Origin of the sequence: Sinomicrobium oceani, from assembly GCF_900119185.1 — a bacterium.
In the GTDB taxonomy this organism is placed as follows: Bacteria; Bacteroidota; Bacteroidia; order Flavobacteriales; family Flavobacteriaceae; genus Sinomicrobium; species Sinomicrobium oceani.
Genome location: NZ_FPJE01000034.1, coordinates 24,712 through 42,683, shown reverse-complemented (window position 1 = coordinate 42,683; position 17,972 = coordinate 24,712). Strand labels below are relative to the sequence as shown.

Genomic DNA, 17,972 nt, shown 5'->3' with positions numbered 1-17,972 from the left:
CCATCCAGAGAAACCATGAGCTAATACGGTTAAAGGCCAAGGCCAAAGCACTGTTGCTCTCAGAACAGGGCATTGCCCACCGAAAAAGGAGGTGCTGGGAGGTGGAGGCTGTCTTTGGGAATATAAAGCAGAATATGGGCTTCAAGCGCTTTATGCTCAGAGGACTGGATAAAGTGGAAACCGAAATAGGGCTTGTGGCTATGGCACACAATCTTAAAAAGGTTGGGTTAAGGGCGTAATCCCACAACTTCTATTAACTCATTAACTTTTTAACACGCAACTCTTGCTCCTTGTAGGTTGAAAGCAAGAAAATAGCCTAAATATAAAAAGACCGCCTAAAACTTTTTAGACGGCCTCTTTTTTTGAGGTTAAAATTCAACTATGTATGTGCCCGGGAACTTTCTGATCACTGATTGTATAGTTTACCTGAAGCTGGGAAGTACATAGTAAACAGACGCTGTATAGGAAGTTACATCGTTTTTTAGCCCCTATATTTTTAATATTCGGCAGATATCATTAATATCGCAAAACGAACTTCGGAACATTTAAACACAAATAAATACAAAACTTATGAATTCCAGGGAAGAGAACCTGAAAGCGATGGACAGGCTGCTTACGATAATGGATGAACTTCGCGAACAATGTCCATGGGACAGGAAGCAAACACTCGAGAGCCTGCGTCACCTGACCATTGAAGAGGTCTATGAGCTGGGAGATGCCATTCTGGACAGCGACCTGGAAGAAGTAAAAAAAGAGCTTGGAGACGTTTTGTTGCATATCGTTTTTTATGCGAAGATCGGAAGTGAAACCTCTGCTTTTGATATCGGCGATATTGCCAACGCCATTTGTGATAAACTCATTGCACGGCATCCGCATATATATGGCGATGTGAAAGTAGCTGATGAAGAAGATGTAAAACGTAACTGGGAAAACCTCAAATTGAAGGAAGGCAAAAAAAGTGTGCTCGAAGGAGTTCCCCGGAGCCTTCCGGCCTTGGTAAAAGCTAACAGGATACAGGATAAAGTAGCCGGAGTGGGGTTTGATTGGGAGGAGCCTTCGCAAGTATGGGAAAAACTGCAGGAAGAACTCCGTGAATTCTACGAAGAGGTAAAACGAGGAGATAGTGATAAAATGGAAGCCGAATTCGGAGATGTACTTTTCAGTATGATCAACTATGCCCGTTTTCTGAAAATAAATCCGGAAAATGCCTTGGAGCGAACCAATAAGAAGTTCATAAACCGTTTCCGGTATCTCGAAGAGAAAGCAGCGGCCTCCCAAAGAGCACTCCGGGATATGTCGCTGGAGGAAATGGACGTATACTGGAATGAGGCTAAAGAATTCTTCCGGTAGTAAATTCGGAAGGATATGGCTGTAGTCCTGTGTTTTAATTGTCTTCTGAACAGTTTTTTCAATAGAAATAAGGAGACGAAGGCTTTCTTTTAAAAGAATATTAATTGTGATATTCCCGGGATTTTACCGGTATCAAATTTCTATCTTTGCCCCTCAATTCGGAGTCATGCTTTCACAATACGCCAGGGAATTTTCCTATAATCTGAAATTGTCATTTCCGGTAATGCTGGGGATGCTGGGACATACTTTCGTAGCTTTTGCCGACAACGTTATGGTCGGGCAGCTCGGTACGGCAGAACTGGCTGCAGTATCATTGGGAAACAGTTTTGTTTTTGTAGCGATGTCGCTTGGAATCGGTTTTTCCACGGCGATTACACCTCTTGTAGCCGAGGCGGACGGAGAAGGAAATGTAGCAAGAGGTAAAGCAGCTTTAAAACACGGTCTTTTACTGTGTACGAGCCTTGGTCTTATGCTTTTTACGATCCTGCTGTTCGCCAAACCGCTGATGCATATAATGGATCAACCGGCAGAGGTGGTAGAATATGCCATGCCCTACCTGGATCTGGTGGCATTTTCATTAGTGCCTCTTATTATGTTCCAGGCATTAAAACAATTTTCGGACGGGCTTTCCGAGACCAAATACCCTATGTATGCTACGGTAGTGGCCAATATTATAAACATCCTCCTTAACTACCTCCTGATCTTCGGTAATTTCGGCTTTCCTGAAATGGGGATTATAGGTGCGGCTATTGGGACCCTGGTTTCGCGGATAGGTATGGTGATCTTTCTGTGGTATATGTTTCGGCGTAATACCAAATTTCATGCTTATATTACCGGGTTTAAGCTTCGGGAGTACAGCAAGTCTATGTTTTCCAAAATAATAAATCTCGGTTTTCCTTCTGCATTACAGATGCTTTTTGAGGTCGGGATATTTACCTCTGCTATATGGCTCAGCGGAGTGCTTGGTAAAAACCCTCAGGCTGCAAATCAGATTGCTTTAAACCTGTCCAGTATGACCTTTATGGTAGCTACCGGTCTCAGCGTGGCGGCGATGATACGGGTAGGAAACCAGAAAGGACTGCGTAATTTTCACGAATTGCGACGAATTGCTTTTTCCGTATTTGTCCTGACCATTATTCTCGATGTTATATTTGCTCTTTGTTTCTGGGTGTTCAGAGATTGGTTGCCGACCATGTACCTCGATCAGCACGATATCGCCAACAGGGCTGATATTACAGAAGTAATGACAACAGCATCCGGCCTGCTTATGGTGGCTGCCGTATTCCAGATTTCCGATGGAGTACAGGTGGCTGTGCTTGGGGCACTGAGAGGATTACAGGATGTAAAGATCCCTACTTTTATTACTTTTGTAGCCTATTGGATCGTAGGTTTCCCGGTTTCTTACTACCTTGGTCTGCATACCGAATGGGAAAGCGCAGGGATCTGGATGGGATTACTGGCCGGACTCTCGGTTTCGGCCGTACTGCTTTTTATCAGGTTTAACAACCTGACGAGGAAACTTATACGCGATAGTGCATAAAACGGATTACAACACACGATTTTTTTGATATAACATATTTGATATTATGGAACTTCCTAAATTCTTATTGGGGGATAACACCGATTATCCGGATGCGATATTTATAATTCATACGGATTATCCCCGTTTTATTATAAACCTGGAAAATGATGAGGTGGAATGGCTGGAAGACTTTGATCCGTCCGATGAACAAGAGCTCGAAACCGAAGCCGGTAACCTCATACAGCAGGCTAACGATTTCTACGATCGCGAGATAAGCAGGTACGAATAATATTTACCGTTCTTAAACCTCATTTCGTATGCTGGATAGAATTGTAGAGTACGACCACGAATTGTTTCTCTTTCTCAATAACCTTGGCTCCGAAGGATGGGACGGTTTCTGGTTGATTATTACGAATAAGTTTACATCTGTACCGCTTTACCTGGTGCTCTTGTTTTTTTGTGTAAAAAAACTCGGATGGAGGATGACCTTACTGGTATTGGCAGCTACGGGCCTGATGATCGCTTTTACCGATCAGGTAGCCAACGTTTTTAAATATGGTTTTGAACGTTTGCGCCCTTGTCACGATCCGTTGCTTCAGGGGAAGATGCGTATAGTAAAATGCGGGGGTAAATTTGGATATTTTTCGGCCCATGCGGGCAGTACTTTTGCCGTAGCCACTTTTTTCTCACTCCTGCTCGGGAGATATTACCGATCTCTCACTGCGATACTGGTGTTATGGGCTTTGGTGGTTTCTTATAGCCGTATATACCTGGGCGTACATTTTCCGACCGATGTCCTTACCGGTATGGTTGTGGGTGTGTCAGCAGGATTCCTGTTCCTCGTATTGCTGCGTTGGACGAGCAAGAAGGTTTTTTTTAAGTCAATGGAAAAACCTTCTGCTCGGTAAACGTTTATAACTACTGTTCTGCAGCGTCGTTTTTCTGGAAAATATGTCTGTTGAGCGGATTCAGGAAGATCAGGAAAAATATAATTCCGAAAGCGAGCTCATAAACTTCCCATTTTCTGTCTGCCGGAATGATGCTTACCAATATGGTACATACGATAAATGCTATGGTATGACGCCATTCTACGATAGGTACGGCAAAGGTGTCTGCGAGGTTTTTTATGGCCCGGACCTTCCTGTACAGCACGGGTACGAAAACCAGGTATAAAACCATTACTATCATAAGTATCTGGCTGAATATAAGTTTGTTTATTTTGGTGTCTCCGACAACCATATTATGAAGGTTTGTTTCTCCCTGTGCATTGTTCTGCAGGAAAAACTCGCTCGACTCCACGCCGAATATTCTTTGTCCCCATGAGATCTCTTCCCCTGCGGCAAAGAAAAACAGAATGGCAAAAATGAGGGTGCCGACTTTCCATAGCGGTTTTTTAAATTTCCATAACTTAATAAGGTGATAAACACTCAGGACAGATACTAAGAGCAGCATCAGTGCGGTTTCGTTCTCCACGAGACCATCTTCCTGCGCATAATGCTCGTTAAAAAGTGAGGCGTCGGTAAAACCGAAATAAAGGCTGTTCACAAAAGTAATAATGAGGAACATATACCCGAAAACTTCTATTCTGCTTAAATTTTTCATTGAAATTTCTGTTAATCCTTTCCCTTATACGGTACCCGGTGGGATACTGGAGAAGGTAAATTGATGTCTGTCTTACAATTTTTTTGTTACGATATAATACCGGCTTACCAATCGTTGCTTATAGTCTTTTTCATCTTTCCCGGCGGTGTAGTTGATGTCAAAGACATCTTCGAGACGAAGATCAAAGCCGGAAGCAAAGATACGGTTAAATTCGGTTTCGTCAGCAGGGGCTACCAAAACCCCGAAACTCGTTTCTTCGGGGTACTTCAACGTGTGGAAAGCATCCAGACGCGGAGCAACCTTGCCGTATTCCCAAACCGTCTCAGGTGCGATCTCTCCGAAGGAGTACACTTTTATGCCGTGTTGAGCTGCCTTATCCGCAAGCTGGTCGATATTGTGAAAATCTTTATTGTCATTACTAAAGGTGTTTTCCAGCGGTAACCCAATTCCTATAATAATAAGGATAAACGCTATGGTAAGGAAAAAAACATTACGTATGTTTTTCCTGAAAAGGTTACGGTACATCAATAATCCCGTGGTACACAACAGTATAGATGTAAGCAGGAAAGCCAGCATGAAACCTTCCAGTTCTTTTCCGAAAAAGAAATATCCCGCAACCGGAAATATCGTACCGATAAGCGCGATGAGTCCGAAATTGAAATACACCGGGAAGGTCTCTTTTTTGTCTTTGATTACACCAAATTTATTAATGAGGTACTCGATGTAAAAAGAGGTATTCATAGCCAATGGCAATAATACGGGAAGCAGGTAGCGCGATTTTTTCTCTGGAATGAGAGAGAGTAACACTACAGCGCTCAACGTCCAGAGCAGTGAAAAGAGATATGCTTTCTTGTTGCTGACCCTGTCTTTCAGGTACGGATACAATAAACCTATAAAGGCGGGAATGGTCCATATACCACTCTGTGTAAAGAAACTCCAGTAGTAGTAAAAGGGACGTATGTTGTAGCTCCCCCAGTTGGCCGCCTCTTCCGAAGCTATGGCTATAAAGGCTTCCGGATCGGCTATGCGGACATAGACAAACCACCAGAGACCTGTGACAACCATGATCAGCAGGAAGAAGATTAGCGGCAGAAGACGTTTCCGAAAACCACCGAATTTATAGACGATACCATAAGCTATTATAAAAGGAAGCAGTAAGGTATAAAGCGAAACCGGGCCTTTGCTCAGAAAAGAAGCTCCGGCGAACAGCCCTGCAAACAATGCATTTTTCCATAAGTGCTCCCCGCGAAATAGGTTGTAGAGGAAATAAATGGCGGTGAGCATAAACGCGTGAGTAAATATGTCCCATTGTCCGTTTCGTCCCGAAAAAATAACGTAAAAAGACGTAGCCAGGATCAGTCCGGAATACAGGCTTAGCCGGGGGTTCAGATGTAGTTTAAGAGTAAACCTGTACATCATCATTACCATCAGTGTGGCAGCCAGTGCTGCGGGAAGCCTCAGGGCAAAAAGGCTCTTCATCCCGAATGTTGCTGCTGAGATCGCGGTAAGCCAGGTGGGCAGAGGAGGTTTTTCATAACGGGGAAGCCCGTTAAGCGTGGTGAGTAACCAGTTGTTCTCCGAAAGTATTTCGCGTGCCGTAATAAAGTTCCGCGCTTCCATGATATTGACGTATAATTCGTCCAGATTACAGAAAAAAATAATGAGGCATACCAGTAAAAGTGTGATTACCGGATATCTTTCCAGGTTTTTAACCATGTTGTTTTCTTAAGATCATCAGGTTTCTGAAATAAATGATACTTCCAAACAGGTGGCCTATTAGTAATACGGGGTCCTTTCGTAATACGGCATACACCAGTATCAGTAATGCCCCGATAAGACTGAGCAGCCAAAACCCTGCCGGCAAAACAGATTCTTTTTTGCGTTCCGAATATATCCATTGATAGATAAAGCGGAACGTAAAAATAATCTGGGCAATGCTCCCTAATGCTAACAACCATAACGGAATGTTTTCATTTCGGAACAGGTTCTGTATATCAAATGTATTGTTATTATAATAGTAAGCTACAATGATCAGCGGAAAAATCCATAAAAAAACCCGGAAAACTTTTGGGAATTTAATCCAATCTCCCTGGATTTGAATATTTCGGATGTAAATAAAATACGTTAGTGTCTGCCCCAGCATGATCGCAAAATCATGTCTCAGGTATCCGTAGATAAAGAGCAGGAACGAAGCGAGCAGGCTGAGTTGCCAGAACAGTCGTGGAGTGAGAACAACCTTGTTTTTTTCAGAGACGATCCATTGTAGCAGCAGTCGGCTGGAAAACAGGATCTGGGCGAAAAAACCGATAGCGTAAATGATCCACTCTTGCATTTATCCCTTATTGGCTATGGTGTAGTTGATGTATTTCTTTTTCATCCAGAGGTAGGCAAAACAGTCTACCAAAGGTCCGAATAGTCTGTTCCACAACCCGAATTTAGCTTGTCCGGCCGTTCGGGGAAAGTGGCGGACGGGTATCTGGATAATCTTACCGTTCTGAAGCAGTATCATGGCAGGCAGAAAACGATGGAGTCCTTTGAACATGGGAATTCTTTTGGCATAATCTGTCTTGATGACTTTTAACGGACATCCGGTGTCGTCCATACCGTCGTGCGTAAATGTCCTTCGGATCTTGTTGGCAATGAGAGAGGACATATTTTTAACAAAAGAATCTTTCCGGTCTGCCCGCACACCGGTAACCAGGTCATAAGCGCCGATATGTTCGAGCAGAAGATCAAAATCTTCCGGAGAAGTTTGCAGGTCAGAATCCATATAACCCAGTAAAGGGGTGTCTACATGATCGAAGCCCGCTTTAATGGCAGCGCTTAATCCCCTGTTCTCTGCAAATTGTAAAAAGTGAAAAGCTTCGTTGCGCTGACATATTGCTTCGATAAGTACCTGGCTCCGGTCTTTGGAGCCGTCATTCACAAGAAGTATACGAGTAGCGGTTTGTGTATTGGAAATATACCTGGAAAGTTCTTTTTCTAAACGCTCGAGGTTATCTTCTTCGTTGTAGATAGGAACTATAATGGTAAACTGGTAATTCATTCTCCGATTAATAATAGCAGAAATCCTGTACGGATTATTCTGGCTGCTTTTAACACGCAAAGATGAAAAAAAAATATGTGATATCCGTTGTAAATATCCCGATTAGGAACATTTATGTATTTATTTTTATGGCTGGTCCGCATTTTCGGCGTTCCATATATGCAGTAGTCTGCGTGCAGCAGCAAAGGGAGTGGTTTCATTGCGTTCCAGGGCTGAAAGCTCTTTGACAAGCTGTTTTTTTATCTTTTTGTCCTGGTAAAAAAGGGTTTTAAGTCTGTCTTCGATGGTTTGTATCAGCCAGTATTTATTCTGTTCTGTTCGTTTCTGTTCAAAATAATGATGTTTTCGGGCTTCGTTAATATAGGAGCAGATAAGCCTCCATATTTCGGGAATACCCCGGTTTTCGAGTGCCGAAGCTGTCAATACCTCTGGAATCCATCCGTTTTCTTTGGGCGGATACAGGTGCAAGGCTCTCGCAAACTCCGTTTTTGCCTGGTCTGCGGCTTTATGGTTATCGCCGTCAGCTTTATTGATGACGATGGCATCTGCCATCTCCATGATTCCGCGCTTGATACCCTGCAATTCATCGCCTGCCCCGGCCAGTTTCAATAAAAGAAAGAAATCGACCATACTGTGTACGGCGGTTTCTCCCTGGCCTACCCCCACGGTTTCTACTATAATAGTATCAAACCCACAGGCTTCGCACAACAGGATGGTTTCCCTGGTTTTTCGTGCGACGCCTCCCGGAGAGTTTCCGGAAGGAGAAGGGCGTATAAAAGCATTCGGGTCTTTAACCAGTTCTTCCATACGGGTTTTATCGCCGAGTATACTCCCCCTGCTGATCGTACTACTGGGATCTACCGCCAGTACGGCAACCTTTTTGTGCGAAGCCGTCAGGAATTTACCGAAAGTTTCTATAAACGTACTTTTTCCTGCACCGGGAACCCCGGTAATACCTATGCGGACGGATTTGTTGGCATACGGCAGACACATCTCCGTTATTTTCGAGGCATCCTCGGCGTGGTCCGGATGGGTGCTTTCTATTAGTGTTATAGCGCGGCTAAGGGCGACGATGTCCCCAGAAATAATGTTTTCAGCTAATTTTTCGGGAACGATCCGGACGTGTTTCAACCTTCGTTGCAGATGGGGTGTAACCGATCGGGCCGGAGAAGAATGCTCCGGTCCTTGTCGTAACGCTTTATGATGTTCTTGTTCTGCTGCCAAAATCCCGTCCTTTGAATGCTTAATATTTTGGGTTTGTGGAATAAACCCCTTTTGTTCCCGATAAGTTATTGTTGTAAAAATACAATTTCCCGGTCTTTTTTCACCGTGAATTCAAAAACTCCTCTGTTCAAACAGGTGAAAACGGTATTATCGAATACCGAATTGTAATATCGTTTTGTTGTGATAGGTTTCTCCGGGTTGCAGTACGGCAGACGGGAAATTGGGTTGATTAGGAGCATCCGGAAAAGTCTGTGCCTCAAAACAAATCGAAGAATAATTTCCGTACTTAACTCCATTCACAAAATTCCGGTCACCGAGATCCGTGGGTGTAAACACAACCGTAGCTCTTTGGTCGGTATTTACCACCATTTCAATACCTGTAACGGGCGAATATAATATAGCAGCCGGCTCATCCTCATGAAGTACAAAAACATCGTCTATTCCGGAAAATCCGGGTTTATCCCCGATAATCTCCGGTTCCAGAAAGTCATACGGACTGTCTTTTACGGGCAAAAAATCTCCCGTGGGTAAAAGTTTGCTGTCGAGTTCTACAAAGGCTTCACTGTGTAACGTAAGTTCATGGTTCAGGATAGAATGCTTCCCTTCCAGGTTAAAATAGGCATGATTGGTAAGATTGATTACCGTCGTTTTATCGGTTGTTGCCTGGTAAGTAATTTTCAGGCCATTCCCGACGAGTCGGTATGTAACGCTCACTTTTAGTGTTCCGGGATATCCTTCTTCCAGATGCGGACTGGTCAGGGTATACGTGATGTAAGGATGGTTGTGATTCGTATCGATATGTTCTACAGTCCAGTCTTTTTTATCGAATCCGTTTTTGCCACCATGAAGGTGGACACCGTTGTCCTGGTACAATGTATAGTGTTCCCCGTCGAGTGCAAAACCTCCTTTACTTATTCTTCCGGCATAGCGTCCGATAGACGCCCCGATATAAAAGGGATTGTCTTTATAGTCATCTTCGGTTTCGAAGCCAAGCACGACATTAATGTCATTCTCATATTTGTCTTTTACGAGAAGTTGCTGGATGGTAGCGCCGTAAGTCAAGGTTGTTAAGCTGATATGGGCATTCTTAATGGTATGTTTCACTGGGAATATATTTTTAGGATACGACATCCTTTCGGGAAATCGTAAATCGTTTTTGCAAGGGGCTAAAATACAAAAACCCGGTATTCACAGGCTTTGTGTGTTTCAAATAAAACAAATTTACGGACTGTATGCCACAGCCGGGGTATTCCGGTGTTGCCATCGTCGTACACCGATATTGAAAATATGACATTCTATGGATTACGGAACCTTTGTCCTTTGGCTTTAGCCGTAATAACTTTCTGGTAGGAGAAAAGTACGGCTTAGCTATCTTGTTTTCAGTTTTTTATGGGGGAATAGTTTTTGAGGTAGAAATTTTTATTCGCAAAAAAATACGAATATTTGCAACACCTGTTTTTTTGTGTCGTCTATACTATTGAAAGCTATAGCGATCTCAGGAACCGTAATTTTATAAATTAAGAACAAACCGGCTGGAATGTTTCAGACAGATCTCATTGAAAAATGCAGAAATAATGACCGTAAGGCACAATGGGTGCTTTACAGGAAGTATTGCGATGCTATGTTTTGCGTGGCTAAGCGTTATCTGCCTAATAGAGAGGATGCCGAAGATGCCGTACAGGAATCTTTTATACGAGTGTTCCGGAAACTACACCAATACCGGGAAGAAGTAGCTTTCGGAGCCTGGCTGAAACGGATAGTGATCAACTATTGTCTGGACAAGATAAAGCTGGAAAAGGAAAAACTGCTGTCGCTGGACGAGATCTACCCGCAACCGGTGGAAGATGATCCGGGTGGCTGGATGGTAGACGACCATGTACGACCGAAAATGGTGATCCGGGCTATGGAGCAGCTTCCGGACAGTTGCAGGTACGTTGTGATGCTGTTCTTGCTCGAAGGTTATGATCATGAGGAGATTGCGCAGATCATGGGAATAACCGAAGTAAACTCGAGGACATTACTGTTCCGGGGAAAGAAAAAATTAAAGGAATTATTGACAGCGAAAACGGTTTAATGTAAAAATGAAGGTTGTATGAAAGATATCAGGGAACTGTTAGAGAAAGGATATAAGGAGACAGACCACATGCCGGAGGGGCATGAAGAGCGGTTTCTGGACAGGCTTGATCGCGAGATACCACCGGCTAAACAGCGTAAGCAAAAGGAAACCGGGAAAGTGTGGAAAATTGCTGCCTCATTCCTGCTCCTGGGAGGTGTAGCCGCCGTTCTTTTTTACGGCCTGCAACACGACAAAGATATCCCTGATACCCGCCAGGTAGCCGGTGGTAAGGACAAGACGGAGGAATATGCCCGTAAGATTTCGTTAGGCGATCTTTCCCCCGACCTCAAAAAAGTAGAAGAATACTATGTTACGGCAATAAACTGGGAATTGTCTCAGGTAGAAGTGGACAGCGAAAACAAACAGCTTTTCGACGAATATATGGCCAGACTTGGCGAACTCAATAAAGAATATCAGGCTTTGAACCGGGAACTGAACGATATAGGGCCCAACGAACAGACGGTTGTTGCTTTGATAGATAATTTGAAACTGAGGTTAGAATTGCTCTACCGGTTGAAAAACAAATTACAGGAATTAAAAAGCAAAAATGATGAAAAATTTTCTGATGTACAGGTGTAGTGTCTTACTGGCCGGGTTTTGTGCCCTGTCTTTACAGGCCCAAAAAGAAACAAAAACATTCCGGGAAAGCTTTCCGGTGGCTAAAGACGTAACCGTGGAGGTGAATACCAGTCACTCCGATATACAATTTGAGACCTGGAATAAAAATAAAGTAGAAATCGTAGCGACCATAGAAACGGAAGGACTCTCCGCAGAGGAGGCGAGCAGGTATTTCGAACGTTGGGACTTCCGTGCAGAGGGAGACAAAAGCCTGGTTAAAATATCCACGCATCCGGGGAATGTGTTTGTATTTCCCGGCATCCCCGAAGTTCCGGATGTTCCGAAGACTATTGAGGTCCTTCCACCTCTGCCTCCCATACCTCCTCAAATGCCGGATATGTCCGCACTCAGTTTCGATTACGAAGCCTATCAGAAAGATGGGGAAGCTTATATGGAGGAATGGAAAGAGAAAATCAAGGGGACTTTCAATGAGGATTTCAAGAAAAGTATGGCGGAATGGAATAAGGAGATGGAAAAACGGTCGAAAGAGATCCGGACACAGGCAGAAAAAATAGGAAAGGAGGCTGCTAAGAAATATGCCAACATGAAAGTTATTTACCTGTCCGGTGAAAACGGTCCGGAAGAGGTCCGTATCGAAGGAGGTGACTCCGGAAGAAAACACATAAAAATAAAAAAGCGCATCCTGATCCGGATTCCCGAGAAGGCAAAACTGAAAATGAATGTACGCCATGGTGAAGTAAAGCTCGCAGAAAATTCGGAGAATATACGGGCTACTTTGTCTCATGCCAGTTTACTGGCCGCCCGTGTAGACGGACAAGAGACTTCCATAGAAACTTCTTATGCTCCCGTTCTTGTTAAAAACTGGAACGGGGGTACTCTGAAAGTGAATTATGTAGACCATGTTAACCTGGGCAATGTAAGTCGCCTTGACCTGATATCCAATACATCCGATGTCCGGGTAGGCCACTTATCGGGCACCGGGTATATCCGCGGTACATTTAGTAATCTCACCGTGGATACTATCGGGACCGACTTTCACAAACTCGAGGTCATACTGGATAATACCAATGCATTGATCGTACTGCCGGAATCGGATTTCCGGCTTTTGGTCCACGGAGATAATTCTTCGGTTAAAACCCCCCGAAGTCTCAAGGTTTCCTCTTCCGGGGATTCGCAGAAAAAAGTCATTAAAGGATATCGTAAAAAAAGTGATTCCTCCCGGGAAATTACCGTACAGGCGAGGTACAGCGAATTGAAATTTCAATAATCTCCCCGATTATTCCGGGTTGAATACCTTCAGCATACGGGTGTATTCATAACCGATCTGAAACATTTTTTCGGCTTTCGAAGCATCGAGTATAGGATAATTGTATAATTCCGGAGGTTCTATATAAATGTCACATTCTTCCTTTTTTCGTATCGAGGTCGATTCCACACTGAGATGAAAAGTCCTTGTTGCTATATCTATGAGATTGTTAAGTTTGTCCGCTTTGTGAGACGGACTGATATTGATGGCAATAATGTTGTCGCACCTTCCTCTTAACGGAGCAATGGGAATATTGTCAAAAATCCCACCGTCTACATACTTTTTACCATTAATTCTCACCGGCGAAAACAATACGGGTATGGACGACGATGCCTGCACGATCTTTCCCAGGTCGCCCTTATCGAAGTATTCTATAATGCCATCGTTCAGATTGGAGGCTGCCGCATAAAAAGGAACAGGAAGATCTTCGATATTCTTTGCCGGAATATACCTGGCAATAGTGTGTTGCAGCTTGTCGAAATTAAGCAACCCGTCCCTTGGGAATTGTATGCTGGTAAAATTTCCCAGCCGGTTTTCTTTCATGATTCCAAAGACCTCTTCGGGTGAGAAACCGCCTGCAATAAAGGCTCCTACGATAGCTCCTGCACTTACGCCCGAAATGATATCGGGTTTGATGCCCAGCTCTTCCAGTGCTTTAAGAACCCCGAGATGGGCAAACCCTCTTGCACCACCTCCGCCGAGTGCTATGCCGTAACGGTATGGGGCAGGTGTTTTACCGGGGAATATGGAACTTAACATGTCGGCATAGGATTTGAAATTAATATTTGGCCGGAGTGTTTTTTCCGGGCAGGGAGTTCCTTATAAATTCACGGATGTGTTCATTCGCGGTTTTCAGGTCCTCCTTACGCAGGTACATCATGTGGCCGCTGTGATAAGCCTCGAACCGCATACGGTCTTTCATTTTTCCTGCCGGGTCCATTTGCCACATGGTATATTTTGCGTTAAAATAAGTACAGGCCCCGTCAAAATAGCCCGACTGTACCATGACTTTCAGATACGGATTTTGCGCCATAGCCTGTCTGAGGTTTTCACCTGTATTATCTTTAGACCGGTCCCAGGGATGTACAGGCCCGAACATGTTGTATTTAACATCTGTTTTAAAATTGAGGTGTTCGCGAACGTAATAATTCATGGCGGGAGTAAAGGAATGTAACCAGGAGGTGAGTTCGGCATTGTAATCGGGAGCATCTCCGGCGTCTTCGCGATCTATTCCGAGATAACGCGAATCGAGCCGACCTATGGTGTACCCTTTGTCCCGGAGCAACTCTTTCCAGAAAAACCAATACGATACATCGAGATTATGTTGTAGTAATACTTTTTCGGATAAACCGGAATACCTGGCCATTTTGGCGGCTACCGCTTTTTTCTTTCCCTGGTCGAGATGTCCGCCCAGGGCAATAGCTGGAAGGAGCTCGTTGAGGGTGTAATCTTCTACTTCCGGTAAAACTTCTTCCAGCTTTTTCTGCTGCAGATCGGATGGCAACATGTTGTGATACCAGGCTGCCGCTGCGAAATAAGGAAGGCGGTTGGCTGTTTCTACAGGACCGTCTCTCTTGATGCCGAGTTCGGTAGGAGAAACGAGGATAACCCCGTTGAGGTACATCCATTGTTGGTTTTGCAATGCCAGGGCGAGTCCGGAAACCCTTGTTGTTCCATAGCTTTCACCGATGAGGTATTTGGGCGATTGCCATCTGCCGGAGCGTGTGACAAAGGTGTTCAGCCATTCCGCAAGGTATTTGATATCGGCATTGACCCCGAAGAAGTCTGATTTTTCCGCTTTTTTTTCTTCAGTTTCGATAAGACGGGAATATCCTGTATTCACAGGATTTACATAGACGATATCCGCAACATCAAGTATGGAATACGGGTTTTCTTTGATGCCATAAGGTTGTACCGGATAACCTTCATCGTCGATGTTGAGCAACCGCGGACCGGTATAGGCAATATGCATCCATACCGAAGCCGATCCGGGGCCACCGTTGAAGGATATGACGAGTGGCCTTGCGGCCCTGTCTTTGATATCCTGCCGTTCGTAATAGGTGTAGTATAGTGTCGCGACCGGATCACCGCTTTCATTCCATACCGGTTGGGTCCCGGTAGTGGCTGCGTATGAAAAACGTTTTCCGTCGACTGTTACCTGATGTGTCGTGGTTACGGTAGTGTCTGCAGGAATAGTGCGTTTCTGGGCAAACAATGCCGAACAGCATAAAAAAGCAAAGAGTAAAAATGTATTTTTCTTTTTCATCGAGATTATTTGTTGGGTTAGGATATGTTTTATTGTACAGTTAAAGATATGGGTTTTGATACGGATATACGAAATTTACAAGGCCGGATATTATCTTTTTTACAAGGCGATGTACTTCAGTCTATAGGTGTAGTATTTTTTGAATTGGCATAAATGATCAGAACTTTTCAAAAGCCCCGAGTCCAAATAGTGCAAAATCGTATTTAACCGGGTCGTCGGGGTCGAGTTTCCTCAGGCTGGTATCGAGTTCGGCAAGGGCTTTGGCATCGTTTTGTTTACGGTGTAGCAATCCCAGTTTTCGTGCTACGTTCCCCGAGTGTACGTCGAGCGGGCAGGAAAGCTGTGCCGGAGATAATTTCTTCCATATACCAAAATCCACACCGGTATTGTCATTACGGACCATCCACCGGAGGTACATATTTATGCGTTTGGCGGAAGAACCTTTCAGCGGGTCCGATACGTGTTTTTCCGTACGTTGCAGGTGCGGGATCTCAAAAAAGTGTTTTTTGAAGTGATGAATGGCTTCCTGGAGAGATCCCTCCCGGGCATGTCGGGCAAAAACGGCTTCCGGTCCTCCGTGAGCCGTATAAAGATGGCGAAGAGACCTTACAAAACCCTGAAGATCCGATCCGTTGAAGGTACGATGTACGAAAGTGGTTAATTTTTCGAGTTGCTCAGCGGTATGGGCCATGACAAACTCATAGGGAGCATTTCCCATGAGTTCCATGATCTTCCGGCTGTTACTTATAATACTTTTCCGGTTACCCCAGGCGATGGTTGCAGCCAGGAACCCGGCAATTTCGATATCTTCTTTACGGGAAAACGCATGGGGTACCTGTATGGGATCTGTCGCTATAAAATCGGTAGTGTTATATGTTGCTGCCTTGATATCCAGAAACTCCTTCAGTTCGGGTCCGGGCAGTGCCATTGTATTGTTACTAAGTTCCAAATCGTATGGTGTTTCGGGTTTTTAACGATAGAGATTTCCATTAGGTTATGTCGTGCAAAATAAATAATTTTAGGGGATAAACATAATACCTTTACTATGAGATTTCACACCCGTAAATGGGTTAAGCCCGAAGACCTGAATCCAAACGGTACATTGTTCGGAGGACGTCTTTTACAATGGATAGACGAAGAAGCGGCTCTTTATGCCATTATTCAACTCGAAAATAAAAAAGTGGTTACCAAATTTATGTCCGATATCAATTTTGTGGATTCGGCGAGGGAGGGTGATATTATAGAGATCGGGATCGATGTCGTGAATTTCGGAAAAAGTTCCCTCAGTCTGCGGTGCGAAGTTCGTAATAAAATGACCCGGCTGACCATTATATCGATAGAGCGTATTGTGATGGTAAACCTGGGCGAGGACGGTAAGCCGATGCCTCATGGTAAAACGCAGATAGAGTATGTTAAAGATCGTCTTGAGAAATAAAGGAAAAGGGAATCATCCGGAAGTTCAGTACGTAAGGTTTGGGAATTATAAGTTTCATGCATTTGCAAATCAGTTAATTAGTAAATATTTAACGATTGGCTAAAATAATCGATAACAAAAAATCGTTATATTTGGTGTAATTAAGATCTGGCCTATGGCCGGTAACTAACCCTAAAAAACGTTCATAATTATGGCTAGAGCTATGTATGAGTATACCCAAGTCGTACTCCAGAAAGTGAGCTTTGACTCCGCTCTCTTCTGCAAAGAAGTAGAAAAAGCGGTTCACCGATTATTACCATATGAACTGGAAGAATTAAAAATCTGGCTTGACCAGTTTATAACGGGGAAACCCGAACTTTCACAGTGTCTGATTCACCTGAAATCATAAAAAATCAAATCCCGCAATTGCGGGATTTTTTGTTCTCAGGGCACAAATACCCGTTGTGTTTTAACCGGTCTCCACAGTCCGTTTTTTTATTTCTTACCGATCGGACTTATGATCTGAACATTCTGAAAAGCGATAGCCCCCCGGATAACTCCGGATATAACTTCTCTAAGGGCTTCGGTGATGTGTAGTTTTAGTTCGCTCTTGTGGTAGATAAGGCTGACCTCACGAGCCGGACTTGGATCATTAAAAAAATGAAGGTGTTTCTTTTCTTTTTCGTTTAGTCCCAACGTATGGAGATAGGGGAGTAGTGTCATACCCATGCCTTCGTCTGCCAGTCTTATCATCGTTTCAAAACTGCCGCTTTCCAGTTGAAAACGATCGTCTTTAAAATCTTTTTCAGCATGGCAGAGGTTGATGACTCCGTCACGGAAACAATGCCCGTCTTCCAAAAGCAGGACATCTTCTATCTTAAGGTCGGAAGTATCTATCTTCATATTGGAGTGAAGACGATGGTTTTCGGGAATGTAAGCCACAAAGGGTTCGTAATACAATACCCGTTCCCTGATATTCTCATTTTCGAGTGGTGTTGCTGCTATAGCGGCATCGAGATGTCCGTCCGTAAGTTTCTGGATGAGTGTAGCCGTGTTTTGCTCTTCGATCCTGATCTGTACTTTGGGATATTTGTTGATAAAGTTCCTCAGAAACATGGGGAGAAGTGTCGGCATGACCGTAGGGATGATCCCCAGCCTGAATTCTCCGCCGATATAACCCTTTTCCTGGTGAACGATGTCTTTTATCCTGCCGGATTCGCTGACGATATTCCGGGCCTGTGCCACGATCTTCTTACCGACCTCCGTAAGCTGAATGGGTTTCTTGCTCCGGTCGAAAATAATAATATCGAGTTCGTCTTCCAGTTTTTGTATCTGCATACTCAAGGTCGGTTGCGTTACAAAACTTTTTTCGGCAGCAAGGGTGAAATTCTGGTACTCGGCTACGGCCAGTACATATTGCAATTGCGTGATGGTCATTGTCGTATGATCTAAACTTAAGGGAGACGGATGCAAACCGGTTTCTACATCCTACCCTCCCGGTATTTTTTATAGTTTTATTCGATAAAAATATAAAAACTATTGATAAA

The 17,972-nt window shown here is 44.0% G+C and carries 20 protein-coding genes; 10 read left to right on the top strand and 10 right to left on the bottom strand.

Annotated features, from left to right (window positions below; translation table 11 throughout):
* The 5 genes from BT112_RS19895 to BT112_RS19875 all read left to right on the top strand — a co-directional run.
* A partial coding sequence (locus tag BT112_RS19895) for a transposase (protein WP_072319220.1) occupies nt 1-239 on the top strand: 239 nt, incomplete at its 5' end.
* A 331-nt stretch (nt 240-570) separates the two neighbouring features.
* A complete protein-coding gene (mazG, locus tag BT112_RS19890; protein ID WP_072319219.1) occupies nt 571-1,350 on the top strand; it encodes a nucleoside triphosphate pyrophosphohydrolase in 780 nt (259 codons plus the stop codon).
* A gap of 166 nt (nt 1,351-1,516) precedes the next feature.
* A complete protein-coding gene (locus BT112_RS19885; protein ID WP_072319223.1) occupies nt 1,517-2,890 on the top strand; it encodes an MATE family efflux transporter in 1,374 nt (457 codons plus the stop codon).
* Nucleotides 2,891-2,936: 46 nt separating this feature from the next.
* Entirely contained in the window at nt 2,937-3,161 is a 225-nt protein-coding gene (locus BT112_RS19880; RefSeq protein WP_072319218.1) for a hypothetical protein, read from the top strand.
* 28 nt (nt 3,162-3,189) lie between these two features.
* The gene (locus BT112_RS19875) at nt 3,190-3,780 is read left to right on the top strand and encodes a phosphatase PAP2 family protein (RefSeq protein WP_072319217.1); all 591 of its coding nucleotides are present in this window, start codon (nt 3,190-3,192) and stop codon (nt 3,778-3,780) included.
* Between the two features lie 10 nt (nt 3,781-3,790).
* Here the strand turns inward: BT112_RS19875 and BT112_RS19870 are convergent, their stop codons facing one another.
* From BT112_RS19870 to BT112_RS19845, 6 genes are all read right to left on the bottom strand, one after another.
* The gene (locus BT112_RS19870; RefSeq protein WP_072319216.1) at nt 3,791-4,474 is read right to left on the bottom strand and encodes a hypothetical protein; all 684 of its coding nucleotides are present in this window, start codon (nt 4,472-4,474) and stop codon (nt 3,791-3,793) included.
* Nucleotides 4,475-4,546: 72 nt separating this feature from the next.
* Complete coding sequence (locus BT112_RS19865) at nt 4,547-6,190, bottom strand: ArnT family glycosyltransferase (protein WP_072319215.1); 1,644 nt, start codon at nt 6,188-6,190, stop codon at nt 4,547-4,549.
* On the bottom strand, nt 6,183-6,806 hold the full coding sequence (locus tag BT112_RS19860; protein WP_072319214.1) for a lipid-A-disaccharide synthase N-terminal domain-containing protein: 624 nt from the start codon (nt 6,804-6,806) through the stop codon (nt 6,183-6,185). The genes BT112_RS19865 and BT112_RS19860 overlap by 8 nt, the downstream gene beginning before the upstream one ends.
* On the bottom strand, nt 6,807-7,520 hold the full coding sequence (locus BT112_RS19855; RefSeq protein WP_072319213.1) for a glycosyltransferase family 2 protein: 714 nt from the start codon (nt 7,518-7,520) through the stop codon (nt 6,807-6,809).
* 126 nt (nt 7,521-7,646) lie between these two features.
* Complete coding sequence (gene meaB, locus BT112_RS19850) at nt 7,647-8,744, bottom strand: methylmalonyl Co-A mutase-associated GTPase MeaB (protein WP_072319212.1); 1,098 nt, start codon at nt 8,742-8,744, stop codon at nt 7,647-7,649.
* Between the two features lie 147 nt (nt 8,745-8,891).
* A complete protein-coding gene (locus BT112_RS19845; protein ID WP_245777077.1) occupies nt 8,892-9,848 on the bottom strand; it encodes an aldose epimerase family protein in 957 nt (318 codons plus the stop codon).
* A gap of 433 nt (nt 9,849-10,281) precedes the next feature.
* Between BT112_RS19845 and BT112_RS19840 the strand changes: the two genes are divergently transcribed.
* Genes BT112_RS19840 through BT112_RS19830 form a run of 3 tightly spaced genes read left to right on the top strand, consistent with a single transcriptional unit; the run spans nt 10,282 to nt 12,706 of the window.
* Nucleotides 10,282-10,818 (top strand): RNA polymerase sigma factor, encoded by a 537-nt coding sequence (locus BT112_RS19840; protein WP_072319210.1) that lies wholly within the window; start codon nt 10,282-10,284, stop codon nt 10,816-10,818.
* Nucleotides 10,819-10,836: 18 nt separating this feature from the next.
* Nucleotides 10,837-11,439 (top strand): hypothetical protein, encoded by a 603-nt coding sequence (locus tag BT112_RS19835; protein ID WP_072319209.1) that lies wholly within the window; start codon nt 10,837-10,839, stop codon nt 11,437-11,439.
* Nucleotides 11,408-12,706: a hypothetical protein gene (locus BT112_RS19830; protein ID WP_139276317.1), complete on the top strand. Its 1,299-nt coding sequence runs from the start codon at nt 11,408-11,410 to the stop codon at nt 12,704-12,706. The genes BT112_RS19835 and BT112_RS19830 overlap by 32 nt, the downstream gene beginning before the upstream one ends.
* Nucleotides 12,707-12,715: 9 nt before the next feature.
* Here BT112_RS19830 and BT112_RS19825 read toward each other — a convergent pair whose 3' ends face one another.
* From BT112_RS19825 to BT112_RS19815, 3 genes are all read right to left on the bottom strand, one after another.
* Nucleotides 12,716-13,504: a patatin-like phospholipase family protein gene (locus tag BT112_RS19825; protein ID WP_072319207.1), complete on the bottom strand. Its 789-nt coding sequence runs from the start codon at nt 13,502-13,504 to the stop codon at nt 12,716-12,718.
* Between the two features lie 19 nt (nt 13,505-13,523).
* Entirely contained in the window at nt 13,524-15,011 is a 1,488-nt protein-coding gene (locus BT112_RS19820) for a S10 family peptidase (RefSeq protein WP_072319206.1), read from the bottom strand.
* Between the two features lie 157 nt (nt 15,012-15,168).
* Complete coding sequence (locus BT112_RS19815; protein WP_072319205.1) at nt 15,169-15,939, bottom strand: TIGR02757 family protein; 771 nt, start codon at nt 15,937-15,939, stop codon at nt 15,169-15,171.
* A gap of 117 nt (nt 15,940-16,056) precedes the next feature.
* Here BT112_RS19815 and BT112_RS19810 point away from each other — a divergent pair, with 117 nt between their 5' ends.
* Nucleotides 16,057-16,446, top strand: a complete 390-nt coding sequence (locus BT112_RS19810) for an acyl-CoA thioesterase (protein WP_072319204.1) — start codon at nt 16,057-16,059, stop codon at nt 16,444-16,446.
* A gap of 190 nt (nt 16,447-16,636) precedes the next feature.
* Entirely contained in the window at nt 16,637-16,834 is a 198-nt protein-coding gene (locus BT112_RS19805) for a hypothetical protein (RefSeq protein WP_072319203.1), read from the top strand.
* Between the two features lie 86 nt (nt 16,835-16,920).
* Here the strand turns inward: BT112_RS19805 and BT112_RS19800 are convergent, their stop codons facing one another.
* Nucleotides 16,921-17,862 carry a LysR substrate-binding domain-containing protein gene (locus tag BT112_RS19800; protein ID WP_072319202.1) on the bottom strand — a complete coding sequence of 314 codons (942 nt, stop codon included), beginning with the start codon at nt 17,860-17,862 and terminating at the stop codon, nt 16,921-16,923.
* Nucleotides 17,863-17,972 lie beyond the last annotated feature (110 nt).